This window comes from Streptomyces erythrochromogenes, from assembly GCF_036170895.1.
GTDB classification, from domain to species: Bacteria; Actinomycetota; Actinomycetes; order Streptomycetales; family Streptomycetaceae; genus Streptomyces; species Streptomyces erythrochromogenes.
Genome location: NZ_CP108036.1, coordinates 8,058,850 through 8,073,233 on the forward strand (window position 1 = coordinate 8,058,850; position 14,384 = coordinate 8,073,233).

Genomic DNA, 14,384 nt, shown 5'->3' on the forward strand with positions numbered 1-14,384 from the left:
GTCGCGAAGCAGCCGGTCAGAGGCGCCTGTACGGCTGTACGGCTGTGCGGCTCAGCAGGGCGGCCCGTTCCGGTAACCTGCCGGGGTAACCCGGCAGGTTAGGGCGGAGAGCCCGGTGGGATGGAGAACGGCCATGTCCCTTCGATACGACTGCTCCACGGATTCGACCCGGGCCGACGGCCTGGGCGCGGCAGCCCTGGCGGTACGGCGGGGCGAGCTCGTGGTGCTCCCGACCGACACCGTCTACGGCATCGGTGCGGACGCCTTCAACCCCGACGCGGTGGACAGCCTGCTGGGAGCCAAGGGCCGCGACCGTGCGATGCCCTCGCCGGTCCTGGTCGCCTCCCCGGACGCCCTGCACGACCTGGTCGCCGATTTCCCCAAGCAGGGGTGGGCCCTGGTGGAGGCGTTCTGGCCGGGCGGGCTGACCCTGGTCGCCCGCCACCTGCCCTCGCTGACCTGGGACCTCGGGGAGACGAACGGCACGGTCGCCGTCAGGATGCCCTCCCACCCCGTTGCCCTCGCGCTGCTCTCCGAGACCGGACCGATGGCCGTCTCCAGCGCCAACCTGACCGGCCGGCCCTCCCCGCAGGACTGCGACGCCGCACAGGGCATGCTGGGCGACTCCGTCTCCGTCTACCTCGACGGCGGGCCCACCGAGGCCGCCGTCGCCTCCTCGATCGTGGATCTCACCGGCCCGGCACCGGTCCTCAAGCGAGCCGGTGCCATCAGCGCCCGGGCCTTGCGCGGCGTCGTGCCCGACCTGCTGGAGACGTGACCCTCGGCAGGTGGCCGTCCGGGCGGCGTCGTAGCCTGCGGTTATGAGTACCCAGCTGTCACCTACTCCGTCCGAGGCCTTCGAGCTGCTGCTGGCCGGCAACCGGCGTTTCACCGCGGGCGCACCCGAGCACCCGAACCAGGACGCGGCACGCCGTACCGAGACGGCTCCGGCCCAGAGCCCTTTCGCCGTCCTCTTCGGCTGCTCCGATTCGAGACTGGCCGCCGAGATCATCTTCGACCGCGGTCTCGGTGACCTGTTCGTCGTCCGCACCGCAGGCCACGTCGCGGGCGCGGAGGTCCTGGGCAGCATCGAGTACGGGGTGAGCGTGCTGGACTGCCCGCTGGTCGTCGTGCTGGGCCACGACACGTGCGGTGCGGTCGCCGCGACCCGCGCCGCCCTGAGCGACGGCGTCAGCGCCACCGGGTACGTGCGCGACGTCATCGAACGCGTCACCCCCAGCGTGCTGGCCGCCCGCGCAGCCGGACTCACCGACGAGGACGACATCATCGCCGAGCACATACGCCACACCGTCGACCTGCTCCTGGACCGCTCCCGCGTCCTCGCCGACCAGGTCGCGGCGGGGCGCGCCGCCGTGGTGGGCCTGTCCTACCGCCTGGCCGACGGCAGCGCCCGGGTCGTCACCACCCGCGGTCTCGCGCACGAGGTGCCGGCCTGACCCCGGCCGTCAGCCCGACGCCCGATCACCACCGGCAGGCAGCGGTACCCCGCCCGGCCCCGCGGCCACCGGTCCACGGGCCGAGCGGGAGCCGGGCCGACCCGTTCGGGTGAACCGGCGGGACGCCGGCCGACGACCGGCGGCACTGGTCACCACGCGTCGACGACCGGCGCCCCGGCCTCGTGCCGCGCCCAGGTCTCGCCGAGGCGGGCGAGCCGGTGGGCGGCGGCCATCCCGCGCAGGGAGGCGACCTTTCCGTCGCGGACCTCGAACGCGACGGCGCCCACGACCCGGTCGCCGACCACGGCGAGGACGGCCGGGGAGCCGTTGACCCGCGCGATGTGGAAGGCGGGAGAGCCGCCGGCCATCCGCCGCTTGGCCGCGGTGGGCCTGAAGCCGGCCCGTACGGACGAGGCGATGCGCTCAGGCGTCCGGTGCCGCAGCAGCCGCCTGGCCAGTCCGGCGCCGTCCGAGACCGCGGTCGCGTCGGCGGTGAGCAGCGCCACCAGCCGTTCGGTGCGCCCCGACAACGCGGCGGTCAGGAACTCCTCGACGATCCGGCGCGCGGTTGCGGGGTCCACCTCGCCGCCGCCGCGACGCTCGGCGGCGACCCGGCGCCGGGCTCGGTGGACGTGCTGCTGGCTCGCGGACTCGGTGATGTCGAGGATCCCGGCGATCTCCGCGTGGGGGTACGAGAAGGCCTCGCGCAGCACGTAGGCGGCACGTTCGACCGGCGAGAGGCGCTCCATGAGGGTCAGTACGGCCAGGGACACCGATTCGCGCTGCTCGAAGGTGTCGGCGGGGCCGAGCATCGGGTCGCCGTCGAGGAGCGGCTCGGGCAGCCAGTCCCCGACGGCGCGCTCGTGGCGCGCCTGAGCCGACCGGAGCCGGTCGAGGCAGAGGTTGGTGACGACCTTCGTCAGCCATGCCTCCGGTACGTCGATACGCTCCCGGTCGGCAGCCTGCCAGCGCAGGAACGCGTCCTGCACGGCGTCCTCGGCGTCGGCCGCCGAGCCGAGCAGACGGTACGCGAGCGAGGCCAGCCGGCCCCGGCCGGCCTCGAACCGATCGATAGCTGCCATGTCCATGCGGATCAGCCTATGCGGCGGCCCTCGCGCCGATCCGGTCGGGCGCGCCGGCCGCGGCGGCCAGCCGGCGCTTGCGCTTCGGCCTGCCGAAGGTCGGGTGGGCGATGCCGAAACCGGCTCCCTTGAGCACACCCGCCTTGAGCCGGGCGGCGATCCGGCCGCCCAGGTACCAGGACTTCGACCGGACGTCCCCGTCCACCATCTGGAAGATCGCGTCTCGCCGCCCCAGGCTGATGTGGTTGCCGTGGTACTTCAGCCCGATGGTCGGGACCTCGGTGCCCGTGAGCCGCGCGATGATCGCGGCGGTCGCCTGCATGGTGGTGAAGCCGGCGGAGGCGCAGGACATCGGCAGCGGCCGGCCGTTGTCGCCGATCGCGTAGGCGCAGTCACCGGCGGCGTACACATCCGGGTGCGAGACCGAGCGCATGGTGCGGTCGACGACGATCTGGCCGGTCCCCGCGACCGCCAGGCCGCCGGCGGCCGCGATGGGGTGCACCGCGAACCCGGCGGACCACACGGTCACATCGGCCGGGATGGCCGCTCCGCCGGAGGCGATCGCCCGTGTCGGCTCGACGGCTTCGATGCCGGTGTGTTCGTGGACGGTGACCCCGAGCCGGTCGAAGGCCCGGCGCAGGTGGCGGCGGGCTTTCGGGGAGAGCCAGGCGCCCAGTTCGCCGCGGGCGGCGAGCGCGACCGAGAGGTCGGGCCGGGACTCGGCCAGCTCGGTGGCGGTTTCGATGCCGGTCAGCCCCTCGCCGACGACCAGCACGGTGCCGCCCCCGTCGAGGCGGGCCAGGCGCTCGCGCAGCCTCAGCGCCGACGACAGGCCGGCCACGTCGAAGGCGTACTCGGCCACGCCCGGCACGTCGTGGCGGGCTGCGGAACTGCCGAGCGCGTAGACGAGCGTGTCGTACGCGAGCTCGCGGTCGCCGTCCTCCCCGGTCACGGCGACCGTCCTGCACGCGGGGTCGACGCCCGTGACCCGCGCCAGGCACAGCCGGACCCCGGTGCCCGCGAACACATCGGCGAGCCCGCGCACCGCGAGGTCCTGACCGGTCGCGAGCTGGTGCAGCCGCATCCGCTCGACGAAGTCGGGCACGGCGTTGACGACGGTGATCTCGACGTCGGCGGAGGAGAGCCTGCGGGCCAGGCTCCCGGCGGCGAAGGCCCCGGCGTATCCGGCGCCGAGTACGACGATGCGGTGCTTCATGGCGTTGCTCCTGTCTCGTTCGCGTGCCCCTTGAACGGGACGCCGCCCCGATTGCTGACAGGAACGGGATGTGACGTGGCTCACGGGATCAGGGATCTGGCCTGCGCGGACCGTCGGCCTCAGTCGCCCTTCCCCCCGGGGCCGATGAGTGAGGCGACGAGGAGGCCTGCGAGTGCCGCCCAGAGCGCGGCGGTGGGACCGGCCGTGGCCCATCCGAAGGCGCCGAGCACCAGGGCCGCGCCGGCTGCGACCGCCCATGCGCGCCGGTCGGTCAGGAAGGCCCACTGCCTGCGTGCGCTCCCGGGGGCGCGGAGCTCCGCGACCGCGGTCCTGATGACCAGGGCAGCCACGATGATCGCGACGGTGAGCACGGTGACCGCCATACCGCCTCCGGAAAGAAGACCGCCAGGAGCCCGTTGGCACTCCAGTGTCCCACGGAGACGAGCGGTGGTGGGTGGGCGCCGGGATCCCGCAGGCGTCCGAGTCCAACTGCCCAGTGTGACCTGGATCGTTGCGCCCGGCCTGCGACGGGTAGCATCGCGTGGTCTTGCCCCCGCACCACCGCTCTGGAGTCCTCCCGTGAACCACCCTTCAGGCTTCCCCCTTTCCCGCCGCAGCCTCATACGCGCCGGTGCCGGTGCCTCGTTCGCCGCGCTCGGGCTCGGCATCGGAGCGCAGACCGCCTCCGCCTCGGTGGCCACCACGAAGCGGTTCGATCTCACGCAGCCGTCGCACGACCTGTTCCGCTCGAAGGACACGCACGGGGCGCGGGTCCAGCAGAGCTTCGCCTTCGACTGGGCCAACAAGTTCCTGTTCGTCGCGACCAAGCGGAGCGGGAGCACCGAGGCCGACGGCGACCTGTGCATCAACAAGATGGACTTCGACGGGAACTACATCTCGTACATGCACCTCAACGGCTTCGGCCACGGCGTCGCCTTCGCCGCCCTGCCGGACGGTTCCGGCACCGAGCTGTGGATCGAGTGCGCCGCGAACACCAAGGGGTTCGGCACCGCGCTCGCCCCCATCCCCTACACGGCCAACACCACCCTGGGCTCTCCGGCCGCCTCGGCCGCCTACCAGCCGATCGCCGGAGCCGCCGAGTACACCTGCTCCGTCGACCCGGTCCACCAGCGCATGATCGTGCGGTACCACACGGGCGACGGCAAGCGCATCGCCGTGTACCCCCTCTCCGCCTTCCAGACGCGCAACTTCGGTACGCCGCTCGTCGACTTCAAGCAGCCGGCGATCCCCGGAACCCCGCAGGGCTACGCCCTCTACGGCTCGTACATGTACTACCTGACGGGTGACGCCTACCCCGAGCCCGGCACTCCGGTCGGCGACGGCAACACCTACATCACCAGCGTCGACATCAACACGGGCACCGTGAAGCAGGGCCCCGTCCTCACCAAGGCCGGTTCCACCCTCCACCACCGTGAGCCCGAGGGCCTGGCCGTCTACCGCACCGACGCCGGCGAGAGCCGTCTCTTCCTCGGCTTCGCCACCGGCCTGGAGGGCGACCGCCGCTCCAGCATCTTCTACAAGAACGTGCTGGTCTGAGCCGTCTGCGCCCGGCGGCCGGTCGACGGCCGGTCGACGGCGGTCAGAATCCGGCCGGCTCCTCCGAGTGGTCGGCCGGCTCCACCTGGATGGTGGGGTGCGTGACGCCGTACCGCTCGGCGAGGATCCGGCGGCTCTGGTCGAGGACGGCGTGCCAGTCGGCGCCGTCCTCGACCATCACGTGGGCGGAGGCGGCTTCCATGCCGCTGGTGATGGTCCAGATGTGCAGGTCGTGCACCTGCTGGACGCCCGGGACGGCGGCGAGGTCCCGTTCCGCCGCCTCGACGTCGACATCGGGTGGTGCCACTTCCATGATGATCCGCAGGGCCTGGTGCATCAGCTTCCAGGTGCGCGGCAGGATGAACAGGCCGATGGCGGCGCCGATGATCGGGTCGGCGTACTCGAAACCGGTGGTCCAGATGACGAGGGCTCCGATGATCACGCCGACGGAACCGAGCATGTCGGCGAGGACTTCGAAGTAGGCGCCCTTGACGTTGAGGCTCTCCTTGGCACCGGCGGTGAGCAGGCGGAAGGAGATGAGGTTGATGACGAGGCCGATGACGGCGACGACCAGCACGGGGAGGCCGGGCACCTCGGACGGGTCGCGGAAGCGTTGCACGGCCTCGTAGAGGACGTAGAAGGCCACGCCGAACAGCAGGAGGCCGTTGATGATCGCGGCCAGGACCTCGAGACGGTAGGTGCCGTACGTGCGCCGGCCCGATGCCGGTCGCTTCGCGAGACGGATCGCGGCGAGGGCCAGGCCGAGGCCCAGGACATCGGTGCCCATGTGGGCGGCGTCGCTGATCAGGGCCAGGGAGCCGGTGATGACGCCGGCCACGACCTCCACCAGGGCGTACGCCGCGGTGATGGAGAAGGCGATGGCCAACGGCTTTTGGTGGCGCTCGCCGGCGCTGCCGATCCGCGGGCCGTGGGCGTGCCCGTCACCACCGTCGTCCCTGGTCGAGGAGCCGTGGCTTTGGCCGTGTCCCATGGTGCTGTTCCTCCTGGTCTGTGGCGCCGGCCGATCCCGTGGTCAGCCTGGCAGGGGTGAGCCCGAAGCCTGGGACGCCACGGGCACGGAGCCGTTCGTGTTGGAGCCCGGGAGCCCGGGAGCCCGGGAGCCGGAGGCGGTCGGATCGCCCGCGGGATCCCGCTCCCGATCAGGCCCCGGGGATGCAGGCGCGTCGGCCGACGCCGGGGACGAACCGGCCTGCCCGCGCGGTGTAGCCGACGTAGGCGGGGCCGTGCACCCGGGCCAGGTACGGCTCCTCCACCACGCGGACCTGGAGCTCGACGGCGAGGACGAGAGCGAGCCACGCGAGGACGGCAAGGGCGTTCGGCACCATCAGGGCGAGCCCAGCGGCGGTCACGGTCATGGCGGTGAAGACCGGGTTGCGCACGTACGCGAAGAGTCCGGAGGTCACGAGTTCCGTGCGCTCGGCGGCGTCCACGCCGACGCGCCAGGAGGTACCCATCCCGCTCTGCGCGACCAGCGTGGCGGCCATTCCCGCCAGGGCCACGGCGAGCCCCGTCCAACGAAGGGCCGTACTGTCGCCCGCGCCGGGCAGCGTGGGCATTCCGGCCAGTGCGGCGGCGGGAGCAGCAGCTCCGCCCAGGAGGGAGAGGACGAACAGGACGCCGGCCCACCACGAGGCGGATCCGGGCCGGCCCGAGATGCCCCGGAAGCCGGCGTCTCCGGTGCGGCGCCGCTGCACGGCGGCTCGAATGCCGAACGCGGTCACCGCCCAGACGGCGAACAACGCCAGCGCGGTCCAAGCCCAGTTGCTCATTGCTTCTCCTTCGTCTTCCCGGTGGTGTCGCTGGTGTCGGTGGTGCGGCACGGGCCGGCAGGCCGCCCGGGTGCGCAGCAGCCCTTGCCCCGCCACGCGTCGCGGCCTTCCTTGACGGCGATGGCGGCGATCACGAGGGCGGCGATCGGATCCGCCCAGGTCCAGCCGAGGGTGGCGTTGAGGACGAGGCCGGCGAGGACGACGGCGGACAGGTAGGTGCACAGGAGGGTCTGCCGGGAGTCGGCCACGGCCGACGCGGAGCCCAGCTCCCGCCCCGCCCTGCGCTGGGCGGCGGACAGGAACGGCATCACCGCGAGCGACAGGGCGGCCAGGACGATGCCCGGCACGGAGGGGGACGCCTCGCCGGCGCCGGTCAGCGACCGTGCCGCGTCGACGGCGACGTAGGCGGCGAGCGCGAAGAAGGAGACGGCGATGATCCTCAGCGCCCTGTGCTCACGGGCCTCCCGCAGGGCGTGCTCCCCGGCGGAGAACTGCCAGGCGACCGCCGCGGCGGAGGAGACCTCGATGATCGAGTCGAGGCCGAATCCGATGAGCGCGGTCGAGGAGGACAGGGTGCCCGCCGTGAGGGCGACGACCGCCTCGATGACGTTGTACGTGAGGGTGGCGGCCACGAGGAGGCGTATGCGGCGGGTCAGTACCTCGCGCCGGGCGGGCGACGGGCCGAGGGCCAGGGTGGCCATCAGCAGCACCCCTTCTCGTCCGCCTCGGCGCAGGTCCGGTCGGCGGCGACGGTGACGACCGCGGAGCGGAGGTCGTCGAGGGCGTGCCCGAGGCGCGCGTCGGCCAGCTCGTAGCGGGTGCGGCGGCCTTCGGGGACCGCGACCACGAGGCCGCAGTCGCGCAGGCAGGCGAGGTGGTTGGACAGCCGGGTGCGGGAGATCCCCAGCTTGTCGGCGAGGTCGGAAGGGTGCGCCGGGGCCTCGCGGATCTCGAGGAGCAGGCGGCAGCGGATCGGATCGGCCAGCGCGCGCCCGAAGCGCGCCAGGACCTCGATGTCTTCGGCGATGTTCAGCACAGCTCGACAGTACATCGATTCGTGAATTCAGGGAATCCTGAACTGTTGCGGGGGTGTCGTGCACGACGGCGCAGCCGGCCGGGGGCGACGCCACATCCCGCGCGGCCTCGGCGCCTACTCCCGGATCTTCAGGACGTCGGCGACGGGGCGGCGTGGTGTCTCGGGTCCCTGGGGGCCGTAGCCCAGGCGCAGGACCATCTGGACGTGACCCATGGCGTCGAGCGGGTCGCGGGCCGTCCATCGCAGTTCCGGCCATTCGAGGGGCTGGGAGGTCATCGAGGTGGCCAGGCCGTCGGCGGTGGCCCGGAGGAGGACGCGTTCCAGCGCCTGCCCGGCCCGCAGCCAGTCGACCCGCGTGTCCGTCGGGGTGCCGAGCAGCGCGAGCTGGGGCCGCTGCTCGAACACGGCCCAGCCGCGGTCCGCCGCGGGGGCGTCCCGGCCGAAGTCCCGTACGGGGGAGGGGCCTCGGGAGCTGCGAGGGCCGAACGCGCCGGCGGGAACGCCGTCCCGGCGTGCACCGGACGAGGCGCGCCCGGGGGAGGTCCAGGCAGAGGTCTCCGCCCGGACGAGCGGGTCGATGTCCTCGCGGTGTTCCGCGTCGCGTACCAGCCCGAGCACGGTCTCCAGGTGCCAGTCGCCCGCGACGGTCAGCCGGCAGCCCTCCCAACGGGCGGCGCTCCTCAGGCCGTCCAGGAGAGCGTCCGGGACCGGTTCGTCGCTGAACGGGAAGCGGCTGGTGTGCCGACGACGCAGGGCGGGGTGCAGGGCGGCCAGCTCGTGGTCCTCGTCGGAGAGTGCGAGTGGGCCGATCGCCGCCGTTGCCAGCAGCCACGGCTGCGACTCGTCGGGCAGCAGGCGCACGCGAGCCCGAAGGCCGTGCCGGGCCGCTGAGACGCGCAGGTTGAACAGGGCTGCCGCACAACCGAGGTGGAGGGCCCGGTGGTGCGGATCGGTGCGGGTCAGGGCGCGTTCCGCATCGCCGCGCAGCTCGATGACGTCGTCAGCCCGGCGGAATATGAACTTCCATGGCTGGGCGTTGTGCATGGACGGGGCGGTCACGGCGTCGCCGACGAGCCGGGCGACGTTGTCGGGGTCGAGGCGTGCTGTGGTCATGGCGCTGTCCTGTGGGTGTGCGTGCTCGTATGGACTTCCGGGTCCGGCAGCCCCTCACCACATCAGCGCGTGGCCCGCGCGTCCGGCTCGAGCGGTCGGCGTGTCGTCGGTCCGGGCCGTGACGCGGGACGTCACGGCGACGACCCCGTCGAGCTGTTCGACGAGGCGCAGGAGCGCGGGGAGCTGGCTGCGGCGCTCGACGCGGCCTTCCAGCGTGACGATGCCGTCCACCACGTGGACGTCGATGTCGCCGAGCGGTACGTCCAACACTTCCGCGAGGACCTCGTCGGCGACCCGGCGGCGTATCTCGGAGTCCGGGCGCACGAACAGGCGCAGCAGGTCCCTGCGGGTGACGATGCCGACCAGGCGGTCCTCCTCGTCCACGACGGGCAGCCGCTCGATGCCCCGGCGGGTCATCAGCCGGGCCGCGTCACCGGCCGTCTCGTCGGCGCGGACGGTGACCGCAGGGGCGGACATGACGTCGCGGGCCGTGGGCGGCCCTGCCGGTGCGTCGCCCTCCTGAAGCGGATGTGAAGCCGGTGCCATGCGGGCCAGGAGGTCCGTCTGCGAGACGACACCCACGACGCGGTCTTCGTCGTCGAGGACGGGCAGTCCGGAGACGCCGTACTGGGCGAGGAGCTTGGCGACGTCCTTGAAGGCGGTCTCCGGGGCCACCGAGACGACCTCGTCGGTCATCAGATCCGCCACCTTGATGTGCTTCATGACGTCCTCCTGCTCCGTCGTGTCACGCGAGCGACGTGCGTCCGGGTCGGGTGTCCCCCCACCATCCCTCCGCACCCGCCGGTGGACGAGGGCCGAACGGTCCCCACCGGGGGCCGTAAGGCCATCAGGGCCGGCCGGAGCGGGATCGCGCCCGGGGTATGGGGACCACTGGTCCCGAACGCGGCCCCGGGCGGCCCTCTCCGCGCGGCCGCACCGGCCTCGACGGCACGGCGAAGGCCGCGACGGACGAGTATCCCGGTCGGCGGGCTCGCAGCTCCTGCCGGCACTACCGTGGAAGGGGGTCGCCCTCCACCGCTTCCGTCGGCCGGAGGCGGGACGCGGGCGCGGACTGCCGGCCCGCTACCGGTGGCGTGCCGCGGCTGCGGCTGAACGGGCTCCTGGGGGCCGTCATGTCGGTGGGCCGCGAGCTGGACCTGCCCCAGGTCCTGAACGGCATCGTCGAGGCCGCCGTCGTCCTCGTGGGCGCCGAGTACGGCGCGCTGGGCGTCACCGGCGACGACCGCAAGCCGGCCGAGTTCCTGCCCGTCGGCATCACCGACGATCTCCGTGCCCGGATCGGCGCGGGGGAGGCGGGCGGGGCCGGCACCCGCCTCACGTGGTGGTTCCGCTCCCCCAGCCGCCGAGGTGACCGCCCTGTCACCTCTCCGTCAGAGGTAGCTGCCGCTGCCGTAGGGCGCGTACAGGTCGAGCAGGCGGACCCGAGCGGCCTGCAGCCGATGGGCGAGGACCTGTCCGACCCAGTGCCCGAGGGCCGCGCCGAACGCGGTGTCCGCTTCCATCAGCTCGCGGACGCGCACGGCGTCGAACTCGTGGGTCCGGACCGGTGTCATCGCCTCGGCTCCCAGGCGCCAGGTGTACGGGGCGAACAACCACGAGCAGCCGACCAGCTCGCCGGCGCCGAGCCTCTCGATGACGGCCGCGCGGCGGCCCGGCACATGGATGTCCAGGGTCACCGTGCCCGAGCGGACGATCCAGAACCGGTCGGCGCGACCGCCCTCGCGGAAGAGGTGCGCCCCCTCGTCGAAGTTGACCTCACCGGCCATCTCCATCAGGCGGGTACGACAGTCGGCCGGCAGCGCCGCGTTGAAGCGGATGGAAGAGGTGGAGTTCATCAGAAAAGGCCTCCTGGTTCACGTCCGGCTCGTCCCCTGCTCGTGGACCTGAGCGGCGATGACGGCTGCCTGGACCCGCCGTTCGACTCCCGGTTTTCCCAGCAGCCGCGAGATGTGGTTCTTGACGGTCTTCTCCGAGAGGTGGAGCCGTTTCCCGTTCTGTTTCAGCACGTACCCGGCCTCTCTCCCCCCCCGCCATGATCGCGTCCAGCGGGGCGTCCTCGTCGTCGAACGACGTCGGCATCAGGCAGGCCAGTTCGGGCATCCGGGAGCGCAGCTCCCGGCAGACGGCGATCCCGTCGCCGTCGGGCAGTCGGACGTCGAGGACGGCGACGTCCGGGCGGAGCGTCGGCCCCCGGGCCAGGACCTGGTCCGCCGCGGCCGCCTCGCCCACCACGGTGATGTCGGCCTCGGCGTCGAGCAGGTCCCGCAGCCCGCGCCGCACCACCTCGTGGTCGTCGAGGAGGCACACCTTGATGTGCGCCTCCGCGGAGGCGCCCGGTACGTCGGACATGTTCGCCGCCTGCTCCGCGTGACGCCGTACCTGCTTCCACCCGCATTGTCTCAGGAGGGGGTCGAGCCCACCCGCTGGTCCGGCTCCCGCCGGCCCGTGGGGGCCACGAAGGGTGACGGCCGGGGCCTGCGCCAGCACGGCCGGAGGCCTGCTCCCTACGGACAGGGCCGGTCCGCCTTCCCCCAGCCGGGCAACAGGGCGTCGGACTCGGCCTCGGGGATCCGTGACCGTACCGTCGTGGACCGAGTCGAGGGACGTGCTGTACGTGTCCTCCAGCCAGGAGTCGGTGAGGACGGCGGGGCCGCCGTGCCCCGGGCCCCGGAGGCGCACGCCCTGGGCGGGGCGGCCGACAGGGGAGGACCGTCCCCCGGGGAGGGACGGTCGGCCCTTTTCCGGAGCTGCCCGGCCCGAGGAAGGTGAATCCCGGGGCGACCGGTCCTTCCCCCGGCCGGCGCCACCCATCCCTGCCGGCGACCCCGACGCCTCGCGCGTCAGTACGGAGGACAGACCTGTGAAGCGCACCCTCGTCGTCGGAGTGGACGGCTCCCCGGGGAGCAGGGCCGCTGCCGACTGGGCCGCGCGGGAGGCCGAGCGCCGCAACCTGCACCTGCACGTGGTCCACGCATGGCTGTGGCAGCCGCTCGCCGTCCCCGTCGTGCAGGACCGCGGCGCCGAGGCCCGCCGGGCCCAGGAGATCCTGGAGGAGACCGAGGCCGAGCTCACCCGCCGCCACCCGCGGCTCGCGCTCACCGCGGAAGTGGTGCCCGACGTCCCCGTGCCGGCCCTGCTGCGCTCCGCCAAGGAGGCGGAGATGTTGGTGCTCGGCTCCCGCGGGTACGGCGCCGTCGCCGGCTTCCTGCTCGGCTCGTACGGGCAGCAGCTGATCGCCGCCGCCGAGTGCCCCGTCGTCTCCGTCCGCGCCGGGCAGGGCAGGGCGGTGTCCGCGGCCGACGGGGCAGAGGTGGTCGTCGGCCAGCAGGGCGGCGTGGAGGAGTCCGCCGAGGTACTGCGCTTCGCCTTCGAGGAGGCCGCGGCGCGCAGGGTTCCGCTCCGCGTGGTGCGGGCCTGGAGCCTGCCCCCGGTCTACGGCTACAGCCCCGGCTCGCTGGGGATCGCCGACAGGCTCGGCGGGTTGCAACCGTACGAGAAGGCCGCGCTGGAGCAGGCCTTGGAGCCGTGGCGGTCGAGGTACCCCGAAGTGGAGGCCGTCGCGCGCGTCGAGCAGGGGAGCGCCGGCCACGCGCTGCTGGCCGCGGCGTCGGACGCCGGGCTGCTCGTCGTCGGCCGGCGCGTCCGCGACGCGGTGCTGGGCTCGCGCATCGGGTCGGTGGCCCATGCGGTCCTGCACCACGCGGCCTGCCCCGTGGCAGTCGTCCCGCACCGATGACCGTCGGCGGACGGCTTCCCCGTCCCTACTCCGGAGCACGTGCCGGGCGCTGTCCCGGCGGCGTCAGCGCGTGACTGGCGATGACCGCGGCCTGGACGCGCCGCTCCACACCGAGCTTGACGAAGAGCCGCGAGATGATGTTCTTGACGGTCTTCTCCGCGAGGAACAGCCGCTTGCCGATCTCCCGGTTGGTGAGGCCCTCGCTGACCATGAGGAGGATCTCCTTCTCCCGGTCCGTGAAGCCGGGAAGCCCGGGGACCTGCTCCTCCTTCGGCGTTTCGCCGCGCATGCGGGCCATCAACCGCGCGGTGGCCCCGGGGTCGAGCATCGACTGGCCGGCGGCCACCGTCCGTACCGCGGTCACCAGGTCGGTGCCGGTGATCTGCTTCAGGACGTAGCCGGAGGCCCCGGCCATCACGGCGTCCAGCAGCGCCTCCTCGTCGTCGAACGACGTCAGCATCAGGCAGGCCAGTTCGGGCATCCGGGAGCGCAGCTCGCGGCACACGCTCACCCCGTCCCCGTCCTGGAGCCGTACGTCCAGGATCGCGACCCGGGGGCGCAGCGCGGGGATGCGGACCAGTGCCTGTTCCGCCGTGCCCGCCTCGCCGACCACGGTCAGGTCGGGCTCGGCGTCCAGCAGGTCGTGCACTCCTCGCCGGACGACTTCGTGGTCGTCGAGCAGGAAGACGCTGATGGGCTCGGTCGCGCCGCTCGCGTTCGTCGCGGGGGAGGGGGCACCGCTGCCGGTCATGACACAACTCCTCGGCCTGGGTTCGTGCCTGGACGCACGAACACCGGCATCCTGCCTCCCGTACGGCCGAACGGACAGGGCCGATCGGCCCTCATCGGCGCTGCCGTTCCGACGGCAGGTACCGGCAGGCCCTCCGGAAGGGGACCTTCGGCCCTGTCCGGAGGGCCTGCCGGGCCCTCCCGGTGGCCTGCGGCACCGGATGGACTGAGGGCACACGGGGAACCGCGCGACTCCACGGAGCCGCACGCAGCGCGGAGGACGCCATGAGGACCGCCCTGATCGACCTGAAGACCGTGGCCCGGGACGACCGGGGCCTGAGAATCGCCCTGGCCGGAGAGCTCGACTTCTTCACGGTGGAGCACGTGGGGCCGCGCCTGCGCGAACTCGCCGAGTCCGGACACCGGAACCTGATCCTTGACCTGCGCGGCCTCTCCTTCTGCGACAGCGCGGGCATAGACCTCTTCACCCGCCTCGACCGCCGCGCCCGTGCGGCGGGAACCCGGCTGCTGCTGTGCGACGTGCCGCCCCAGGTAATCAAGTCCATGCGGGTGCTCGCCGCCGACCGCGACCTGCAGTTCGTCGTCTCGTGATCGCGCAGCCGTCCCGGTCCGCAGCCCCACGGCAC

General features: G+C 73.1%; 16 protein-coding genes and 2 pseudogenes. 6 read left to right on the plus strand and 12 right to left on the minus strand.

Annotation, left to right across the window (positions count from 1 at the left end; genetic code table 11):
- The first annotated feature begins 133 nt into the window (after window positions 1-133).
- Window positions 134-778 (plus strand): L-threonylcarbamoyladenylate synthase, encoded by a 645-nt coding sequence (locus OHA91_RS37040; protein ID WP_031151765.1) that lies wholly within the window; start codon window positions 134-136, stop codon window positions 776-778.
- A 43-nt stretch (window positions 779-821) separates the two neighbouring features.
- The gene (locus tag OHA91_RS37045) at window positions 822-1,457 is read left to right on the plus strand and encodes a carbonic anhydrase (RefSeq protein ID WP_031151766.1); all 636 of its coding nucleotides are present in this window, start codon (window positions 822-824) and stop codon (window positions 1,455-1,457) included.
- A 149-nt stretch (window positions 1,458-1,606) separates the two neighbouring features.
- Here the strand turns inward: OHA91_RS37045 and OHA91_RS37050 are convergent, their stop codons facing one another.
- From OHA91_RS37050 to OHA91_RS37060, 3 genes are all read right to left on the minus strand, one after another.
- On the minus strand, window positions 1,607-2,545 hold the full coding sequence (locus OHA91_RS37050; RefSeq protein WP_031151767.1) for a sigma-70 family RNA polymerase sigma factor: 939 nt from the start codon (window positions 2,543-2,545) through the stop codon (window positions 1,607-1,609).
- A gap of 10 nt (window positions 2,546-2,555) precedes the next feature.
- Window positions 2,556-3,755 carry an NAD(P)/FAD-dependent oxidoreductase gene (locus OHA91_RS37055; protein WP_328740852.1) on the minus strand — a complete coding sequence of 400 codons (1,200 nt, stop codon included), beginning with the start codon at window positions 3,753-3,755 and terminating at the stop codon, window positions 2,556-2,558.
- 119 nt (window positions 3,756-3,874) lie between these two features.
- Window positions 3,875-4,138 carry a hypothetical protein gene (locus OHA91_RS37060; RefSeq protein WP_031151769.1) on the minus strand — a complete coding sequence of 88 codons (264 nt, stop codon included), beginning with the start codon at window positions 4,136-4,138 and terminating at the stop codon, window positions 3,875-3,877.
- A gap of 196 nt (window positions 4,139-4,334) precedes the next feature.
- Here OHA91_RS37060 and OHA91_RS37065 point away from each other — a divergent pair, with 196 nt between their 5' ends.
- Complete coding sequence (locus OHA91_RS37065) at window positions 4,335-5,312, plus strand: phage baseplate protein (RefSeq protein WP_031151770.1); 978 nt, start codon at window positions 4,335-4,337, stop codon at window positions 5,310-5,312.
- A 43-nt stretch (window positions 5,313-5,355) separates the two neighbouring features.
- Here the strand turns inward: OHA91_RS37065 and OHA91_RS37070 are convergent, their stop codons facing one another.
- The 6 genes from OHA91_RS37070 to OHA91_RS37095 all read right to left on the minus strand — a co-directional run bounded on the left by OHA91_RS37070 (window position 5,356) and on the right by OHA91_RS37095 (window position 9,974).
- Complete coding sequence (locus OHA91_RS37070; protein ID WP_328740853.1) at window positions 5,356-6,303, minus strand: cation diffusion facilitator family transporter; 948 nt, start codon at window positions 6,301-6,303, stop codon at window positions 5,356-5,358.
- Between the two features lie 169 nt (window positions 6,304-6,472).
- Window positions 6,473-7,102, minus strand: a complete 630-nt coding sequence (locus tag OHA91_RS37075) for a methyltransferase family protein (protein ID WP_031151772.1) — start codon at window positions 7,100-7,102, stop codon at window positions 6,473-6,475.
- Window positions 7,099-7,803, minus strand: a complete 705-nt coding sequence (locus tag OHA91_RS37080) for a cation transporter (RefSeq protein WP_328740855.1) — start codon at window positions 7,801-7,803, stop codon at window positions 7,099-7,101. Before OHA91_RS37080 ends, OHA91_RS37075 begins: the two co-directional genes overlap by 4 nt.
- The gene (locus tag OHA91_RS37085) at window positions 7,803-8,138 is read right to left on the minus strand and encodes an ArsR/SmtB family transcription factor (RefSeq protein WP_031151774.1); all 336 of its coding nucleotides are present in this window, start codon (window positions 8,136-8,138) and stop codon (window positions 7,803-7,805) included. The genes OHA91_RS37080 and OHA91_RS37085 overlap by 1 nt, the downstream gene beginning before the upstream one ends.
- Before the next feature lie 114 nt (window positions 8,139-8,252).
- Window positions 8,253-9,251, minus strand: coding sequence for an Acg family FMN-binding oxidoreductase (locus tag OHA91_RS37090; protein ID WP_266504777.1), 999 nt, complete (start codon window positions 9,249-9,251; stop codon window positions 8,253-8,255).
- A 54-nt stretch (window positions 9,252-9,305) separates the two neighbouring features.
- A complete protein-coding gene (locus OHA91_RS37095) occupies window positions 9,306-9,974 on the minus strand; it encodes a CBS domain-containing protein (RefSeq protein ID WP_031151776.1) in 669 nt (222 codons plus the stop codon).
- Between the two features lie 377 nt (window positions 9,975-10,351).
- Here OHA91_RS37095 and OHA91_RS37100 point away from each other — a divergent pair.
- Window positions 10,352-10,570, plus strand: a pseudogene (locus OHA91_RS37100) (histidine kinase); the annotation flags it as partial.
- Between the two features lie 72 nt (window positions 10,571-10,642).
- On the opposite strand, the gene OHA91_RS37105 reads toward OHA91_RS37100, so the two are convergent.
- Window positions 10,643-11,107 (minus strand): cyclic nucleotide-binding domain-containing protein, encoded by a 465-nt coding sequence (locus OHA91_RS37105; RefSeq protein ID WP_031151779.1) that lies wholly within the window; start codon window positions 11,105-11,107, stop codon window positions 10,643-10,645.
- An 18-nt stretch (window positions 11,108-11,125) separates the two neighbouring features.
- Window positions 11,126-11,621 (minus strand): annotated as a pseudogene (locus OHA91_RS37115) (response regulator transcription factor).
- 511 nt (window positions 11,622-12,132) lie between these two features.
- Here OHA91_RS37115 and OHA91_RS37120 point away from each other — a divergent pair.
- The gene (locus OHA91_RS37120) at window positions 12,133-13,008 is read left to right on the plus strand and encodes a universal stress protein (protein ID WP_328740856.1); all 876 of its coding nucleotides are present in this window, start codon (window positions 12,133-12,135) and stop codon (window positions 13,006-13,008) included.
- 25 nt (window positions 13,009-13,033) lie between these two features.
- Here the strand turns inward: OHA91_RS37120 and OHA91_RS37125 are convergent, their stop codons facing one another.
- Window positions 13,034-13,759, minus strand: a complete 726-nt coding sequence (locus tag OHA91_RS37125) for a response regulator (protein ID WP_266504770.1) — start codon at window positions 13,757-13,759, stop codon at window positions 13,034-13,036.
- A 263-nt stretch (window positions 13,760-14,022) separates the two neighbouring features.
- Between OHA91_RS37125 and OHA91_RS37130 the strand changes: the two genes are divergently transcribed.
- Entirely contained in the window at window positions 14,023-14,349 is a 327-nt protein-coding gene (locus OHA91_RS37130; protein WP_051893218.1) for an STAS domain-containing protein, read from the plus strand.
- Window positions 14,350-14,384 lie beyond the last annotated feature (35 nt).